The organism is Paenibacillus tundrae (assembly GCF_036884255.1).
Taxonomy (GTDB): Bacteria; Bacillota; Bacilli; order Paenibacillales; family Paenibacillaceae; genus Paenibacillus.
Genome location: NZ_CP145605.1, coordinates 207,363 through 223,863 on the forward strand (window position 1 = coordinate 207,363; position 16,501 = coordinate 223,863).

A 16,501-nucleotide genomic window follows, 5' to 3' on the forward strand; every position below is an offset into this window, starting at 1 on the left:
TGCTGCTACCCAGTTACATAGATCATATTCATTTTAGAAGATAATTCTCTCACCCTGGCGATCACCCAACCTACTTACCAGTGAGTTCGTACTTCGCTAATGTCTTCTCCATGGTCAGATAAAAAGTATTGGCATTGACGAAGCGGATGTTCTCTGCCGAGAACGGCGCTTGGTCTAGTTTTAATGCATTTATCGAGCTCAGCGTACGATCCAGCACATGATATACCGCTTTGGATGGCAGTGTAACATAATCATTATGCGTAAACCCTTGCTCGATTAATTTCACAGGAACCAGCCCTTTATCCTCGACTGCACCGAATACAAAGGTATCTTTATTCAGAAACTGTAGCTTACCAAGCTCAGGAAGATCATTAAAGGTCCTTGTGGAGATCCGTTTGTTGTTGGTGTCGTATACGCTAAGTGTATTTTCCTCTTGAATGAGGAAGTGGTTTCCGATCGACTGAAACAGTGTACTGTTAGGTACTGGTGTGGGCAAGGAGCGTGTCCATTTCTTCTTCCCTGTAGGCGAAATGCCTTGTAACGTTTCCATCCCTGTCTTTTCGTCGATAAGAGGAACAAGAATGGTACCACCACTTAAGACATCAAAGTCGTTATGGTACGGACTGAAATATTCTTTTGGCCAAGCATAAGAAGTGACTTTTTTATTTCTTGAGATAGAGTAAATCGTTATGACTGTAGCATTCTTCTCATAGTTGGCGATACCAACATAATCCCCTTGGATGTGTCGAATACTACCATTGTACAATCTACTAACGAGTTCTTTACCTTCTGGTGAATAGAGTTTAAGTAGGTTTTTCTCGCCAACAAAATCAATGACTGCATAACGACCATCACTAAGCACCTCGAAGTTTCCGCCATCAGGAAAGACCTTTTCCCATCGTGGCTTCATATTGGCATCCAATGCAATCAGCTTGCTCCCATGTTTGTTTCCGACTTTAACGTCCTCTACATAATAGGTATTTCCATTGGCATCCATGTTGTATGGATTATATCTGTAAGGTGAGGTGTGAACCCATTTTTGTTTGCCGGTTACGTCGTTGACAGCCATCATCTGATAGGTAGATTTGTTCCCTACTTTATGACGTAGCAGCATGTAGGCCGTATTGTCCTTGGTAGACACGATAGGTAAGTACTGATGTTCTATAGGTTTGTAGGCAAAGTCATTTGTGCTGGTATTGGCTGGTACCGTGGTACTCCAAGTAGGCTTGGGGAATTCTGTGAAGTCTGCCGCCGAAATTGTACTTGCTAGTGTCATACTCAGTGCGGTGATTAGCATTATTACCTTAGTACCGAGGGAAAGTCTGTTCATTCCGTCATATCCTCCTATGATTCATCATCTGTACGCGTATAACTAAAAAAACTAATATGTAATTATCGCCATCATACCAGATATTGTAGTATATTTCGTATAATAACGAATGGTAGAACGTGCTCCAGGTATATCCATTTTACGAGAATATGAGTATGGCATTATGCAATATCGAGCTAACACTAATAAAATTTGGGTCACAATAGAGCTTCATGTAGAGAGTCTAACAGTTTGGATTGTACATACACATACCTGATTTACGGAGCAAACATGCTGTAGGAGGATAACAATGAGAGTTTGGCTGAAAAGAATGGGATATAGCATCATCGCTTTGCTGGGTCTTCTGCTTATATTTATCGCTATTAGCTTCACGAATCATCGGATTCAATTAAAACAAGAATCAGCTTTACTTGTACCACCAGGAACGATGGTCAATGTGAATAATCATGAGATGCACGTCTACACCGAGGGCACAGGAGCACAGACGCTTGTCTTTATGTCGGGCGGGGGCACATCCGCTCCTGTACTGGATTTCAAAGCCTTATACACTAGATTATCGGATCAATACAAGATCGCAGTTGTGGAAAAAGCAGGTTATGGCTTCAGTGAAACGGCCAAGGTCTCCCGTGATATCGATACGATGCTAGAAGAGACACGAACCGTCCTGGCTTTGGCAGGACAGCAACCACCATATGTCTTGTTTCCGCATTCGATGTCAGGCATTGAAGCCTTATACTGGGCACAGATGTATCCAGCTGAGGTCGAGGCCATTATCGGACTTGATCCAGCGGTTCCAGAGGTGTATGAAGAATACCCGCTTCCTTCGCCTGGAACGATGGCACTTACAGGTATGGGAGCACGCATCGGAATCACCCGCTTTTTCCCTGGCATTGTAGATTCATCGGCAGCTATTCAGCAGAAGCATCTCTCGTCGCAAGAAGAGGAGCTTTACCGAGCCCTATTCTACAAAAGTACGCAGACGTCGAATATGAACGATGAAGTGAAGATGATTAGAGAGAACGCGGCCAAGGTTTTGGAACACGGTGTTCCAGATGTACCGATGTATTTCTTTAGTTCGAGCGGAGAGGAAGTGCCGGTGCAGAACTGGCAGGCTGTTTTGAAGAATTACATAGCTTCTGTGAAGAATGGCGAAATTCTAATCTTACCTGGTGGACATTATATTCATAACGAGGCACCAGATCGCATTGCGGAGGAAAGCAAACGATTTATAGAGCAGTTATAACAAGCCAGCTGGCAGGCTGCGACTAAAGCGGTCTAGTGAGGTTAGACGAAAGAAAGACGAAGAAGCCACCTACTTAGGTGGTTATTTTTGTAGGCATTTTGCGTAGCATCACAAACTACTCTATAATAGTAGGCTAAACTAACTGTGTGGGGAGGAAACTATGGACTTTATCAGAAATCAACTAGAGCAACTTGGCATGAGTGAACCATCCATTAGTTATCTTTCAAATATCATTATGGTTCTGTTTATCGCGTTGATCTCGATACTGGCAAATTATATCGCCAAGCGAATCGTGCTGAAGACGGTTCATCAAATCGTGAGTAACAATAGGTTCCATTGGGGTCACATCGTTGTTCAGAAGAAGCTGTTCCACAGACTCTCTCATCTTGTTCCCGCCATTATCATCTATTATTCAGCTTACATCTTTCCGCCTTATCAGGCAGTAATTGAAAAAGCAGCCATGACCTACATGATTATCATCATGATCACGGTGCTGAATGCCCTGCTGAATGTGTTCGATGATATCTATCGCACCTATGAGGTGTCGAAGATTCGCCCGATCAAGAGCTACATCCAAGTGGCGAAGATTATCCTGTTCATTATCGGCGGTATTATCGTTATTTCGAGCCTGATTGGTCAGAATCCATTGATCATTCTTAGTGGACTTGGTGCATTATCGGCGGTACTGATGTTGGTGTTCAAGGACTCAATCCTTGGTCTAGTCGCGGGGGTGCAATTATCATCCAATGATATGGTACGCGTAGGCGACTGGATTGAAATGCCGAAATATAATGCAGACGGTGACGTCATCGACATTACACTGAATACCGTGAAGGTGCGAAATTTTGATAAAACGATTACGATGATTCCCAGCTATGCTCTAATCTCTGACTCGTTCCGAAACTGGAGAGGTATGCAGGTCTCGGGCGGAAGAAGAATTAAGCGAAGTATCTATATTGATATCAGTAGTATCCAGTTTTGTACGGAGGAGATGGTAGCTGAATTTGAGAAAATTCACTACTTAACCGATTATGTAACCGCCAAGCTAGAGGAAATTGAAGCCTACAACGTTGAGCATCAGGTAAACCGGGAAAGCAATGTGAACGGTAGACAGCTCACCAATGTGGGTGTCTTCAGAGAATATATTCATCAATACCTACGGAATCATCCCAAAATTAATCAGGATATGACGATGATTGTAAGACAATTAGCACCGGAAGATCGCGGACTTCCTCTTGAAATTTACGCGTTCAGCAATGATATCAATTGGAGTGTATATGAATCCGTGCAGGCTGATATCTTTGACCATATCTTTGCGGTTGCGCAAACTTTTGGACTTCGTGCGTTCCAGAATCCAACAGGTCATGATATTGTGCAATTGAAAGAAGATAAACAATATGTGCGTGAGTACTCATAAAGGTAATCTTGATGCCGTTAACCCTTAAGGGGTTAATGGCTTTTTTTCTGTGATATAATAGACATATTTTAAATCAAAACAAGCTGAAGGTAACAGCAACTATAAAGACCGTTCTGCCATCAAAGTGGGGGAGGAGCATGTATGGATTGGGAAGCTCATATCGAGCAGTGGAGCCGAACTGCCGTTAGATTGCTGGAGATTCGGCATTATCGTGTAGCGTATGGTATAGTCCCTGATCTTGATCTGGGGCAAGACAGTATTTTCGTAGTCATCACGCATGGAAAAGCCAGGATAACTTTATCAGGAAAGGTGTATCAGGCTCAGGCTCCCTATATTCTGCACGGGGGAGAGGGAGCTGAACTGAGTTTGCATCCGCTAGATCAGGACTTTGCCTGTTACTTCATTCAATATACGTCGTTCTGTGCGTCACTAGAGGATGCGCAAAGCTTTCGTATACCGTATGTTTTTACACCCTATGCATTACTGGCGATTCAAGAAAAATGTGATACGATGTTCCGTTCATGGCAACAATCTAGTCCGATGGATAAGTTACAGGCACAGTCTACGTTCCTCCCGTTTGTATACGAGGTCTTGAGGCAAATTCAGACGTCGACGAACCAAACAGCAGAACGACTATCGTGACAGAGACAATCAACTACATTCACACGAATTACAACGAATCGATTACAGCGGAAGAGCTCGCGAGAAGGTACCATTGCAGCACAAGTTACCTGTCTCGTTTGTTCAAGAATCAGATTGGACTTGGCCCGATTGAATATCTCATTCATGTGCGCATACACAAATCGAAGCAGCTGCTATTAAGGACAGAGGCACGTATTCAGGAGATTGCAAGCAACGTGGGGTATGCGGATGTCTACTATTTCAGTCGGTTGTTCAAAAAGCATACTGGCTTATCGCCGCTACAGTTTCGTGCAGAACATCAACAGACGGTTCAGGTTCAGTATAATCCATTACGATGGTTGGAATCGTCTATTGTAAGCCCCAACGCCTATTCTCATAATGAGAATGAGACTTATTATCAATTGAGCGGGGAAGGGGACACATCGATGTTTAGATTTTCAAGACCAACCTTTGGAGCGATGATGCTACTATGTACATCCTTGCTTCTCAGTGCGTGCCAGACAGGCAGCACTACAGATACAGCGGCTTCCCAGCCGACTACATCATCAGAACCATCGACGACTACAGCTACATCCACAGACAGCAACACTACAGAAACGCGGATGTATACTCATTTGAAGGGCGAAACGGAAATTCCCGTGCATCCTCAGCGTGTCGTCAGCTTCTATCATATGGGTGAACTGATGACACTTGGAGTGAAGCCCGTTGGTACAACAACATACATTCTGGATAATCCGCTGATAGAGGATATTTCCGGCATTGAAGATGTGGGCGTTCCGCCGGATGCAGAGAAAAATTCTGTCACTGAATCCAGATCTGATTGTGACAACGGCTGCCTTTGCAGAGGCCATGGAAGGTGGATATGATGCACTGAGCCAGATTGCTCCGACAATTGTTGTCGAACAGTATAATGACCCGATTAAGGATGTCGAAATGTTTGGTGATATTCTTGGGAAGCAGGAGGAAGCCAAGCAGTGGAATGAGCAGTTCGCAGCCAAAATCGCTGAATATAAGGAGAAAGTTAGCCCTTATGTGAGTGATGATGAGACCTTTTCTATTTTGAACGTGCGACCTGATGCGCTCTTTGTCTATGGGGATACCAATATGGGAGGCAATATCATTTACAAATATCTTGGTCTGAAGCCAGCCGCAAAAGTAGAGACAGACGTAATCAAAGGTGAAACCTGGGAGATCTCAGCCGAGGTGGTTCCGGAGTATATCGGTGATCGGTTATTCCTCGCGGTGACTGAAGGTTCAGACGAGCATCTCAAGGACGTACAGAAGTTGATTCAACAATCGCCTGCAGGGAAGGCGGGCAAAGTTTACTCTATTGATTTTGATAAGTTTCTGATGAGCGATCCAATTAGTTTGGAGAAACAGCTCGACATCGTGGTTGATATACTTACAGAGAATGAATAAACAAAGCACCGATTAGGTAAGGCAATAGAATGCTAATCACTCAAAAGAGTTATCAAAAAGCCCTCATTATTCATGATGAGGGCTTTATTCTGTCTTACCTCTATTTGTTATTCCATACAAAATATTCTCTACTAAACCCTTCATAAAGTGAACATACATGTTCTGTTAAATGTATTTTTTGTCCATTTTCTCAATTAATCTGCATTTTACCTAGAACTAATCACATGTAAACACTAGAGCAGTAGAGTTGAGGTATAGACATCTAGACAACCCTACAGTATGCACATCAGCCTGTAACAGGCATTTGATCATTGAGCTGGCGCCGCTTCCTGATCAGACGCACACCAAACCAAGCAAAGGTGGTATTTACATTGTTCAAAAGACTAAGCCTGGCCCTTGCATTCGTCACTCTCTTTTCATGGACGTTGACCAGTGTGTCCTCCGCGTACAGCAGCTCGAATTGGATGGGATCGCTTCCTTCCAGCACCTCACTTGCTTCTCTTTCCATTCCGGGAACACATGACAGCGGCGCTCTATATGAGCCCATCAGTGGAACGGCCAAGACACAGGATCTGACGATTGCACAGCAATTAAATATTGGGGTTCGCTACCTCGACGTGCGTACGAGACATTACGGGAATGCGTTCACCATCCACCATGGGGCTGTCTATCAAAATCAGAACTTTGATGATGTATTAAATGCGGTCATCGGCTTCCTGAACAGTAATCCATCGGAGACCATTATTATGAGTGTAAAAGAAGAACATACCCCTGCAAATAATACGCGCAGTTACGAAGAGACATTTAAATCCTATGTCGCCAAAAATCCGGATAAATGGCTGTTAACCGACCACATCCCCACCCTTGGCGAAGCAAAAGGAAAGATTGTATTACTTCGTAGATTCGATATGACTCAAACTCCGTACGGTATTAATGCTACCGCTTGGCAGGAGAACACAACTTTTAATATCCAGAATGCAGCCAAAATGAAGATCCAAGATTACTTTAAGGTATCGGATAAAAACAAGAAGTGGACGGATGTCCAGAACATGTACAATGAAGCCAAGACGCAAAATCCTTCTTGGCTGTACCTGAACTTCACAAGTGGATATGACCCAGGCTGGTTCGGTATCCCAAACATTCGCTCCATTAAAGACGATCTGAATCCTAAAGTAAATTCATTCTTTACGACGAATACCAAAGGACGCTTTGGCGTATCTGTGATGGATTTCATCGACGAGGGCACAGCAGCTAAAATCATTTCAACTAATTTCTAATGTAAGAGATACAAGCTCTCGTATAAAAACCTCAAAACAAGCAAGACGCTGGTCCGCTGCGACTGACGTCTTGTTTTGCTATTTTTTAGTTCATTCTATAAGGCACAGGTCTTGCTGAATTGATTCAAGCATATATGAGGGGTTAAGATAAACCGAGAGGGGATATCCCTTTTTTCTCCAAACCACATAAAGAATATCGAACAAAGGAGTGTTCTCATATGAAACATTCAATCCCGCAATATACATTAAATGATGGCTTGCAAGTGCCTGCGATCGGGTTCGGTACGTATAGTCTAAAAGGAGAAGAAGGCGTCAAATCAATCGTGTCCGCCATGGATGTAGGTTATCGGTTGATTGATACAGCGTACAACTATGAGAACGAGGCAACGGTTGGAAAAGCGGTCAAGCAGAGCTCCGTTCCTAGAGAGGAACTGTTGATTTCCTCGAAGCTACCCGGACGCTATCACGCGTATGATAAAGCATTAGTAGCTATCCAAGAATCGCTCTACAGAGCAGACTTGGATTATTATGATCTCTACTTAATCCACTGGCCTAATCCGAAGAAGGATGTGTATGTGGAGGCGTGGCAAGCTCTAATTGAAGCGAAGAAACGTGGATATATCCGTTCCATTGGCGTAAGTAACTTCCTGCCTGAACATAATGAACGACTGATTAAGGAAACGGGCGTAGCACCAAGCCTGAACCAGATTGAGCTTCATCCATTCTTTGACCAGACGAATCAACGGGAACAGGATGCGAAGCATGGCATTGTAAATGAATCCTGGAGCCCAATTGGACGTGGCAATGATGCCGTACAGGATATCGTGAAGGACGACAAAATCCTCCGCATTGCTGAAGCGCATGGCAAAACGCCAACCCAGATTATTCTGCGCTGGCATATCCAGCTCGGTTCTATTCCCATTCCTAAAGCAAGCTCACTCCAGCACCAGCAAGAGAACATCGATATTTTCGACTTCGAGCTGAATGCAGAGGAGATGCATGTCATCTCTTCCTTTAGCAGACCAGATGGACGACTGTGGGATCAAGATCCGAGTGAGTATGAGGAATTTTAAAGGGTACAAAGTAAATAGTTGTATATATATCCTATAGTGAATTGAGTAATTGTCATTATCAAAAAAAAGTGCTCCTGTCTTTAACGAGACTAGGAGCACTTTTGTGATAAAAGAGTACATGTAACATACCAACGTTATTATGCTTTCGGAATACGGAAAGTCAGTATTTCATACGGTTTGATATCGAAGGAGATACGACCATTGTCTACGGCACATTCGGCTTCAACATTCTCCAACAGATCACATGCATATGCCGTTGAACTAGAACCCTCAGGCAACTGCAGAGCAGCCCGAGTGCGACGACCATGTGCTTCATAGACCCGGATGATCATATCATCGTTGTCCTCGGCTTTTTTGATAACCTCTAACACGACATTGTCCTGATCGACGGATGCAAGCGACCACACCTCTGGCATGGAGCCAGCTTGCGAGCCAATCTCGCGAGCGACTAGTGGACGATTGACATCGTACGCCGTTTGGATGACACGTCCCTCACGGAAATCACCTTTGTGCGGATAGAGGGAGTACGTGAACTCGTGCAGCTCTTTGTCGGCATTCTCATTCGGATACGTTGCACTCTTAATGAGTGACAGTCGCATCACCGAATTATGGATGTCATATCCGTACTTACAGTCATTCAACAATGCGACACCATATCCATTTTCCGCAAGATCCGCCCATTTCTGTCCGCAGACCTCGAATCTAGCCTGATCCCAGCTTGTATTCCGGTGGGTTGCACGCTCTACGTTACCGTATTGAATCTCGTAGACGGCCTTCTCACTCCAGATATCTAGCGGGAAAGCGGTTTTCAACAGTAAATGCTCCTGCTTCCAATCTACCAACGTACGGAAATCAATCCGGCGTGTATGCGCATAGAAAATGATTCTCTGCTCAACGACGGAATCGAGGAATTGCCGTTTGACTTGGAGCACCGAACGCACCGGTCCGCTTTCTACCCATTCAAGTGCCTGTAGGTCACTAACTTCCCACATATGCTCTTCATAATATTCGTCAATGTTCCACGCCTCGTATTCGGCAGGACGATCTTCAAATACTTGCAGCACATTGCCACGTTTGCCAGACTGGAGCAGCTCGCGACCCTCTAATTTGTCCCAAACGGATACAAACTCGGCACTTTCATTCAATTGAACTTCGTACCTTGGTGTCTGAATACGTTGCTGATCAGCTTCCCATTGTGCAACCGATACACCGACAATCTGTTCAGTGAATACATCAGCCAGGATACGGAAGCTTTTGTACCCAGAAGGTGGTACGTTCTCCGCAAGGAATACCAGTCCACCCTCCGGTGTACGCTGACTTGGTACAGGACGATCCCCGTCGTAGATTGTCACTTGTTTCGTAAAAGCAGGCAGCTCGACGACATCGGTTCGTTCGAAGCCGGTAGTGTTAAACACAACGATGGTTTCTCCATCCGATTGAATACTACTCACAATTCCGTTCAACGCACTGTTTTTCAATTCATCCGTAACTTGAAAGACCTCTTCATATTGTTCTTTCGAATCAATATACACTTGCTCAATGGCACTTCCCGGTAGCGTGTCGTGGAATTGATTCAGCATGGTAAGCTTCCATGCATGCTCTAGAGCATCCGTTGGGTAGGTCGCTTGTGCATCTACCTGCTGACGAATGACAGAGAATAGCTCGGCATCAGCCAGTGCAAATTCACTGTGGCGGTTGTACCGTTTGTTGCGAGCCATAGAGGTATAAGTCCCCCGGTGGTATTCCAGATACAGCTCCCCTGACCAGCGAGGAACGGAACGAACATCGGCCAGATTCTGCTCCAGCTTTTCAAAGAACTCACGGACAAAGGTACGTTTAACCGTAGGCATGCCAGGCAACCTTTTCTCAAGACGTCTACCCTGCTCCAGCATTTCCTCTGTCGGGCCACCGCCTCCATCGCCGAATCCGTAGCACTGCAATACATCGGTATTGATGTTTTTGTTCTGGTATCGCTGCCATGTTCCCTTAATCTGAGATGCATTGAACCGTCCATTATAGGTTGTCTCGAACCTGCGCTGTCTGAATTCGGGATGCTTGTCGTAGTCTGTTGCTGTGATGAAATGCGTTAACACCTCAGAGCCGTCAATACCTCGCCAGTACATCGTGTCGTTCGGAATTTGGTTCGTATCATTCCAAGCGATTTTGGTCGTCATAAAATAATCGATGCCACTCTTGCGCATAATCTGCGGCATGGCTGCACTGTAACCAAACACATCGGGTAACCATAACACCCGGTTTTCCACGCCGAATTCTTCCTTGAAGAAACGTTTGCCATAGATAATCTGACGAATCATTGATTCACCAGAGATCAGGTTACAATCGGCTTCCAGCCACATCGAGCCTTCGGCTTCCCAGCGGCCTTCGGCAACTTTTTCTTTGATTTTGGCATAGAGTGCCGGATAATCGGACTTCAGGTACGAGTACAACTGAGGCTGTGAAGACATGAACGTGTATTCTGGGAACTTGTCCATCAGATAGAGCACACTCGCGAAGCTTCGGATGACCTTTTCCCGGGTCTGATCCAACGTCCATAGCCATGCCACATCAATATGGGTGTGACCGATACAGTGGACTGTAGGGATATGATCTCCCGCAGGTCGGGCATCACTGTAGACATGATTTTGCAAATATTGACGTGCTTCCAGCACCGATGCATGGAAATCAGCACTGTTCTCCTGGCGAAGATCCAGCAGATTTACCGCCTGATTCAGATGTTCAATCAGCTTGAGTCGTTCTAGATCATCGTCACGTAATAGGTCGGCGGCTTCAAGCGCCGCTCTGAGATCATAGTATAAGTCAGATACAGGCTGATGGTGTTCAGCTATATATACATTTAAGAATACATCCGCTGCCGAAGTGCTACAGTACGCATATAATGCGAGTTCGAACTCTTCGCCCTTAACTGCAGCCGGGGTGAGATCAATTTCGGTGTGGTTGACGTCGAGTCCGCAGATCAATTCCCCATTCAGGAATGCAAAGAATTGAGGGTTATCATAGTTCCATACATCGTCAGCACCCGTTACGATGGCGCAAACTACTCTTTTTCCTTCCATATGGTCAGGTATGCGAATACGGGTCTTGAAGCAACTGTGTACATCCTTGCCGCCCCAACCGTCTCCCTTGCGAAAAACATTCCAGGAGGTCGGGTCTTCATGCACCAGTTCCCATGAATGATAACCACTTTCTTTATGGTAAAGCTCGGGTATATCTGTTTTTGAAGTCAGTCGTGCACGTTCCAAGTGTTTAACAATGGTATGGATCCGAGTATACAAGGAATTCATTTTCATGTTTGTTTCCCACCTTGGTTTGAAGTAAGTACAAGCTGTAGTCATTGAAGGAGCCGAATTATTGCAAGCGCTAACATATCAACTTTATCATACCAGAAGAGAAATGGGCGAAACTATGTATTGTATGCTGAAAACAACGTTTTTTATTGCATTTCATGCTAAAATAAATTCAACAAACTCGGGATAGGGGGCATGTCCATGAGACCATCCGTTTTGGCATACGAGCAGGGATATGCAATCCATGTTAACCAGCCTGGAGATGCATTGTTCTATCACTTGGATTATGATGAACGATCCCATGATCTGAATATGGAGTTTCAGCATTTCCATGATTTCTATGAAATCTGTATTCTTCTGGATCGCACGGCTGCGCATATTATTGAAGGCAACATATACGAGATTCAGCCTTGGGATATTGTCCTGCTAAGGCCTTCATTACTACACAAAACCAAATACCCCACAGGTACGCCGCCCAAAAGGTTAATTATTAACTTTGCGATACCACGTAATGTACCTGGTCTTGAGAGCGATTACAAAGAGCTGTTCTCCATATTTGAGGAGCAGATACCGATCTTCAGATTTTCCGAAGAAAGGCGTGCCGAGGTACTCGCGCCAATCAATGAAATTTTTGCCCTATCACAGCGTCCCTCTGCGCTTCATTCCGTCGCTATTCATAGCAAATTTGTTGAATTTCTCTGTGCAATCCATCATCATTCCGCAGAGAATGACTACGTTCGAGAAGAGACAGGGTCTGCGATGTCGAGACGAATGTATGCCATTGCATCATATATCCATAGCCATTACCAGCATGAGCTGTCCCTTGAGGAGATATCTAAGAAATTTTTCGTGAGTGCTCATCACTTGTCTCGCCAGTTCAACAAAGTAACAGGGTTTACGTTCACGGAATATATTCAGATGACTCGAATTCGCAACGCCCAGCAAATGCTTCTGAACACCAATCACAAAATTACAGATATTGCGGCACAGTGCGGCTTCGCGAGTTTCTCTCAATTCAATCGTATCTTCAACAAATTCAATAGCATGTCACCGAGTGCATATCGTCGAAGTAGACAGCCGCAGCGTGAGCGTGAAGTGATGCTGGTAGGGAGCGACCCAAGTATATGAGGCTCTGAGCCATTTGAGAAGTAAGCAATAAACTGGAACAATCAACAGAATGGCCGTGCAAATGACAACCCGGAGCATATGATATAAATTCAAAGAGACAGGAAATATGTGAAAGAAATATAAACAAGGCAAACCCTCGGAGTCAAAGAGGGTTTGCCTTGTTCCTTCTATATAAAGATACATCTACATAGAGATAGTTTCCTGACCAGACTCACTGATGTGCCCGTGTGCAGGATGCTTTTAAACTTGATCTTTCGGAGCCAGCTCAATAGCAGAGCGGATGGCAGCCAGCATGCTTTTATCATCGGCGATATTTTTGCCGGCGATATCGAAGGCTGTACCGTGGTCGACTGACGTACGGATGATGCCGCCTTTCAGGCCAACGGTGATGTTCACGCCTTCCTCGATGCCCATCACTTTGATCGGTGCATGGCCTTGGTCATGGTAGCAGGCTACCACAATGTCGAAGTCGCCGCGGCCTGCGCGGAAGAAGAGTGTGTCCGCCGGGAGTGGACCAACGACGTTAATGCCTTCCTGCTGCGCACGCTCAATGCCGGGCTGCAGTTTCTCTTCTTCTTCTCCGTTACCGAACAAGCCGTTCTCTCCGGCATGAGGATTGATTCCGCATACGGCTACGCGCGGATTCTCAAAGCCTGCTTTTTTCAACGTATCATGAGCAAGCTTCACAACGGTATAGGTTCTTTCCGGGTTGATACTTGCAATGGCATCGATCAGACCCATGTGTGTTGTCAGGTGAATGACTCTTAAACTAGGCGTTGTCAGCATCATGGAAAAGTCCTGTGTATCCGTCAGGTCAGCCAGAATCTCGGTGTGTCCCGGATACAGGTGCCCCCCTTGGTGTAAAGCTTCTTTGTTCAAAGGCGCCGTGCAGATGGATTGAATCTGCTGCTTTTTGGCAAGGTCAATGGCTTTGGCAAGAAACTGAAATGCTGCGTCTCCTGCCACGGCAGAAACTTTGCCATATTCCAGATCGGCAGGAACGAGATTTAGATCAATCACATCCACAGTACCGAATTCATATTTGGCTTCGGAAGGCTCTTGAATAGCGTTGACGTTCAGACTTGAGCCGATAACCGGCAACACGCGCGCTAGAATCTTCGCATCACCGATAACGAGTGGATTGCACTGATCGTACATCTCTTGATGACCCAGTGCTTTCATAATAATCTCCGGCCCAATACCTGCTGCGTCGCCCATCGTAATTCCAATTGTAGGTTTCATACGAGAATACCCCCTTTTAATTTTTGAATCGCATGGATAAAGACATCGGGTTTGCCGAAGCCGCCAGCTTTGGTAATCACGTGCAGATCATCAATCCCGATAAACTTGGAGATCGGCACACCGATTTCAAGCTCATCCAGCAGCTCGAAGCCGCTAATATTCCATTTCAGACAGATTTGTTTAGCCGTATCGCCACCCGTCATGGATACCCCTTTGAAAAGTCCCTCTTCCAGTAGTCTGGCACAGATCTCACCCATCGCCAGTACAATTTCATTGCTGACTTCCGTGTGATTGAGACCACGCAATTCGCCCGTTGCCCGTGCCAGTTCAATATCGACTTGTTCTGCGGTGGAGTATAGGACGACATCTTGTCCTTCCAGCGCTTTGGATCTCACCTCTGCATAGACACGTTCTATTTCCTCTGCTCGGTCTGCTGACGTAGACACAGCTTTGAAAGAGTGGAATAGAACGGACGAGATACGTGTCTGTTTCAGCAGTAGATTTAACTGCTCGCGGGAATTTTTGTTCACGCTGCCCACAACCGTCAGGATGGGGCCGGGATTCCTCGGTATTGTCAGTTCGGCGGACTTGGATTCAAGCTCGTAATGAGCAGGGAGGTAGTTAGCAATGCCAGCAGATCCTGCCCAGGCAAAGGTATACTCTAGCTCGCGAGTCATCTGCAAGATCATCTCCAGATGCCGTTCTTCTGTGGAATCTACGAGTATATACGGAATGTTATTTTGTTTAAATTGTTCCAGTTTCAATTGAATGTGACCTTGGCCAACCTCCAGATCAGCAATCGTAATTTCGCCTACTTCATAATTCGTCTGCTGCTTCAGCAGGTCTGGAAGGTAGGAAAGAGTTACGGGTGTCTTCGGATCATTAGCAATCTCGGTATCTGCAAGCGGAACGCCATTCAGGTAATGGATACCCTTAAGGATGGTACGGTTATTCTTCGGATAGCCTGGAGCGATCATCATAAAATCAGGTTTGACGACATCATACAGAGCATCAATCTCGATGCCGATATTTCCCCGCATGGTCGAATCCATCTTTTTGAAAATCGTATCAAATCCATTGTTCTTCAGCAAATGAGCTGCCTGATATACACGTTCATACGCTTCCTGCGAGGATATAGAGCGACTATCTGTATCAAAGACGACGGCATCGTAACGTGTAAGAGGCTCCTCATCCATATTAAAAAGAACACTGGTCTTCAAGCCATGGCGGGCAAGCTGCACCCCGCTGTCATTGGCACCGGTCAAATCATCTGCAATAATGGCTAATTTCATGCAGTCATCCCTCCTTGTAAGCACAATTTTATAGGTCCGTTCAGATCATTAATTAAGCAGAGATTAAGCATATTTAGGTCGTGTGAAAACCATTTATGTGGATGGCCGCTGATTGTATTTCTCGACTCCGCCTGATTTCTCCAGTCGTTTGGAGAGGAACCCGATGAAGATCGGTAACAGGATAGCCGTCGTAACAACACTCGCGGCAATCTGTACTGTTGCAATCTCGGCAATAGGGCCAAATGAAGCATTCGCAGCCACGATGGCAGCAGGTGTACCTACCGCATTTCCGGCTGTTGAACCTTCGGAAGCACCAACGATGGGATTCCAGCCAATCGCTTTGAACAACAGATATCCAATTCCGCCTGTGAGGAGAACAGTCAGAACGCCAAGTAAGATTCCACCAAGTCCACCTTGGATGATCGAGGAGAAGTTGATTCCCATACCAAGTGAGAAGGCGAAGAACGGAACAAGTTTGTCACTGCCTTTGTGCAGCCAATCCGCCAGACTGCGATCCAGATTACCAATAATGACACCAACGATGAGCGGAAGCAATACAGCAACGAAAGCCATAGGAGAGAACATGCCGTTGGCAAAGCCCATCGCACCGAAGATGGAGAGCGCTACCATGGTTAGGAATGGACCATCGCTGAGTGCGAGGAATGGATAGGCGGCTTTGTCATCTTCTTTACCGTATTGACCAGCGAGTGCAATGTACAAACCGCCGTTCGAGTTGGTCATGGCAGCAATAATGGCAAGTGGGGCAAGACCTAAGAATAACCCGCTTGAGTCGGCAAATATAATGGCAACGAGGCCGAGTGCTGCACCGATCGCCCACTTGACGACCAGCAAGGTAACACCTTTACCGACGGATGAACCTGCTGTTTTGAACGTAATCTGTGTACCCGCAATCAACAGGAACAACGCGATCAACGTACTGGAACTGTTAACGAAGAGAGCTTCCGTGAATCCACCAATGCGCAGAGCATTCGGGAAGAATGTATTAATGGTTGCACCAAGTAGCAGGGGAACGACCATCATACCGCCAGGGATGCGATCTAAAGTTGCTTTAATGTTCATAGTAGTAGCTCCTTATGAAGTAATCGTTTTTATAAAGCGTTTGCAGGGATTAT

Annotated in this window: 13 protein-coding genes; 8 read left to right on the plus strand and 5 right to left on the minus strand. The window is 45.5% G+C overall.

Annotation, left to right across the window (positions count from 1 at the left end; all coding sequences use genetic code 11):
• Positions 1-70 precede the first annotated feature (70 nt).
• Positions 71-1,330: a hypothetical protein gene (locus V6W81_RS00990; RefSeq protein ID WP_338541271.1), complete on the minus strand. Its 1,260-nt coding sequence runs from the start codon at positions 1,328-1,330 to the stop codon at positions 71-73.
• 289 nt (positions 1,331-1,619) lie between these two features.
• On the opposite strand from V6W81_RS00990, the gene V6W81_RS00995 reads away from it, so the two are divergent.
• The 7 genes from V6W81_RS00995 (at position 1,620) to V6W81_RS01025 (ending at position 8,401) form a co-directional block, all read left to right on the plus strand.
• Complete coding sequence (locus tag V6W81_RS00995) at positions 1,620-2,573, plus strand: alpha/beta fold hydrolase (RefSeq protein ID WP_338541272.1); 954 nt, start codon at positions 1,620-1,622, stop codon at positions 2,571-2,573.
• 160 nt (positions 2,574-2,733) lie between these two features.
• Complete coding sequence (locus V6W81_RS01000; RefSeq protein ID WP_338541273.1) at positions 2,734-3,990, plus strand: mechanosensitive ion channel family protein; 1,257 nt, start codon at positions 2,734-2,736, stop codon at positions 3,988-3,990.
• 141 nt (positions 3,991-4,131) lie between these two features.
• Positions 4,132-4,632 (plus strand): hypothetical protein, encoded by a 501-nt coding sequence (locus tag V6W81_RS01005; protein WP_338541274.1) that lies wholly within the window; start codon positions 4,132-4,134, stop codon positions 4,630-4,632.
• Complete coding sequence (locus V6W81_RS01010) at positions 4,629-5,498, plus strand: helix-turn-helix domain-containing protein (RefSeq protein ID WP_338541275.1); 870 nt, start codon at positions 4,629-4,631, stop codon at positions 5,496-5,498. Before V6W81_RS01005 ends, V6W81_RS01010 begins: the two co-directional genes overlap by 4 nt.
• Complete coding sequence (locus tag V6W81_RS01015) at positions 5,416-6,051, plus strand: ABC transporter substrate-binding protein (RefSeq protein WP_338541276.1); 636 nt, start codon at positions 5,416-5,418, stop codon at positions 6,049-6,051. The genes V6W81_RS01010 and V6W81_RS01015 overlap by 83 nt, the downstream gene beginning before the upstream one ends.
• A gap of 371 nt (positions 6,052-6,422) precedes the next feature.
• Positions 6,423-7,328 carry a phosphatidylinositol-specific phospholipase C gene (locus tag V6W81_RS01020; protein WP_338541277.1) on the plus strand — a complete coding sequence of 302 codons (906 nt, stop codon included), beginning with the start codon at positions 6,423-6,425 and terminating at the stop codon, positions 7,326-7,328.
• Between the two features lie 218 nt (positions 7,329-7,546).
• Positions 7,547-8,401, plus strand: a complete 855-nt coding sequence (locus V6W81_RS01025) for an aldo/keto reductase (RefSeq protein WP_338541278.1) — start codon at positions 7,547-7,549, stop codon at positions 8,399-8,401.
• Between the two features lie 137 nt (positions 8,402-8,538).
• Here V6W81_RS01025 and V6W81_RS01030 read toward each other — a convergent pair whose 3' ends face one another.
• Positions 8,539-11,709 carry an alpha-mannosidase gene (locus V6W81_RS01030; RefSeq protein WP_338541279.1) on the minus strand — a complete coding sequence of 1,057 codons (3,171 nt, stop codon included), beginning with the start codon at positions 11,707-11,709 and terminating at the stop codon, positions 8,539-8,541.
• Positions 11,710-11,907: 198 nt separating this feature from the next.
• On the opposite strand from V6W81_RS01030, the gene V6W81_RS01035 reads away from it, so the two are divergent.
• A complete protein-coding gene (locus V6W81_RS01035; protein WP_338541280.1) occupies positions 11,908-12,834 on the plus strand; it encodes a helix-turn-helix transcriptional regulator in 927 nt (308 codons plus the stop codon).
• 240 nt (positions 12,835-13,074) lie between these two features.
• On the opposite strand, the gene pdxA is transcribed toward V6W81_RS01035, so the two are convergent.
• The 3 genes from pdxA to V6W81_RS01050 form a co-directional block, all read right to left on the minus strand.
• Entirely contained in the window at positions 13,075-14,076 is a 1,002-nt protein-coding gene (pdxA, locus tag V6W81_RS01040) for a 4-hydroxythreonine-4-phosphate dehydrogenase PdxA (RefSeq protein WP_338541281.1), read from the minus strand.
• Entirely contained in the window at positions 14,073-15,368 is a 1,296-nt protein-coding gene (locus V6W81_RS01045; RefSeq protein WP_338541282.1) for a four-carbon acid sugar kinase family protein, read from the minus strand. The genes pdxA and V6W81_RS01045 overlap by 4 nt, the downstream gene beginning before the upstream one ends.
• A gap of 93 nt (positions 15,369-15,461) precedes the next feature.
• On the minus strand, positions 15,462-16,448 hold the full coding sequence (locus tag V6W81_RS01050) for a 2-keto-3-deoxygluconate permease (protein ID WP_338541283.1): 987 nt from the start codon (positions 16,446-16,448) through the stop codon (positions 15,462-15,464).
• Positions 16,449-16,501 lie beyond the last annotated feature (53 nt).

Excerpts from the sequence above, each read along its gene's own strand:
- V6W81_RS01030 (WP_338541279.1), bottom strand. The coding sequence starts at position 11,709 with ATGAAAATGAATTCCTTGTATACTCGGATCCATACCATTGTTAAACAC.
- V6W81_RS01050 (WP_338541283.1), bottom strand. The coding sequence starts at position 16,448 with ATGAACATTAAAGCAACTTTAGATCGCATCCCTGGCGGTATGATGGTC.
- V6W81_RS00990 (WP_338541271.1), bottom strand. The coding sequence starts at position 1,330 with ATGAACAGACTTTCCCTCGGTACTAAGGTAATAATGCTAATCACCGCA.
- V6W81_RS01045 (WP_338541282.1), bottom strand. The coding sequence starts at position 15,368 with ATGAAATTAGCCATTATTGCAGATGATTTGACCGGTGCCAATGACAGC.
- V6W81_RS01005 (WP_338541274.1), top strand. The coding sequence starts at position 4,132 with ATGGATTGGGAAGCTCATATCGAGCAGTGGAGCCGAACTGCCGTTAGA.
- V6W81_RS00995 (WP_338541272.1), top strand. The coding sequence starts at position 1,620 with ATGAGAGTTTGGCTGAAAAGAATGGGATATAGCATCATCGCTTTGCTG.
- pdxA (WP_338541281.1), bottom strand. The coding sequence starts at position 14,076 with ATGAAACCTACAATTGGAATTACGATGGGCGACGCAGCAGGTATTGGG.
- V6W81_RS01015 (WP_338541276.1), top strand. The coding sequence starts at position 5,416 with ATGCAGAGAAAAATTCTGTCACTGAATCCAGATCTGATTGTGACAACG.
- V6W81_RS01025 (WP_338541278.1), top strand. The coding sequence starts at position 7,547 with ATGAAACATTCAATCCCGCAATATACATTAAATGATGGCTTGCAAGTG.
- V6W81_RS01035 (WP_338541280.1), top strand. The coding sequence starts at position 11,908 with ATGAGACCATCCGTTTTGGCATACGAGCAGGGATATGCAATCCATGTT.
- V6W81_RS01000 (WP_338541273.1), top strand. The coding sequence starts at position 2,734 with ATGGACTTTATCAGAAATCAACTAGAGCAACTTGGCATGAGTGAACCA.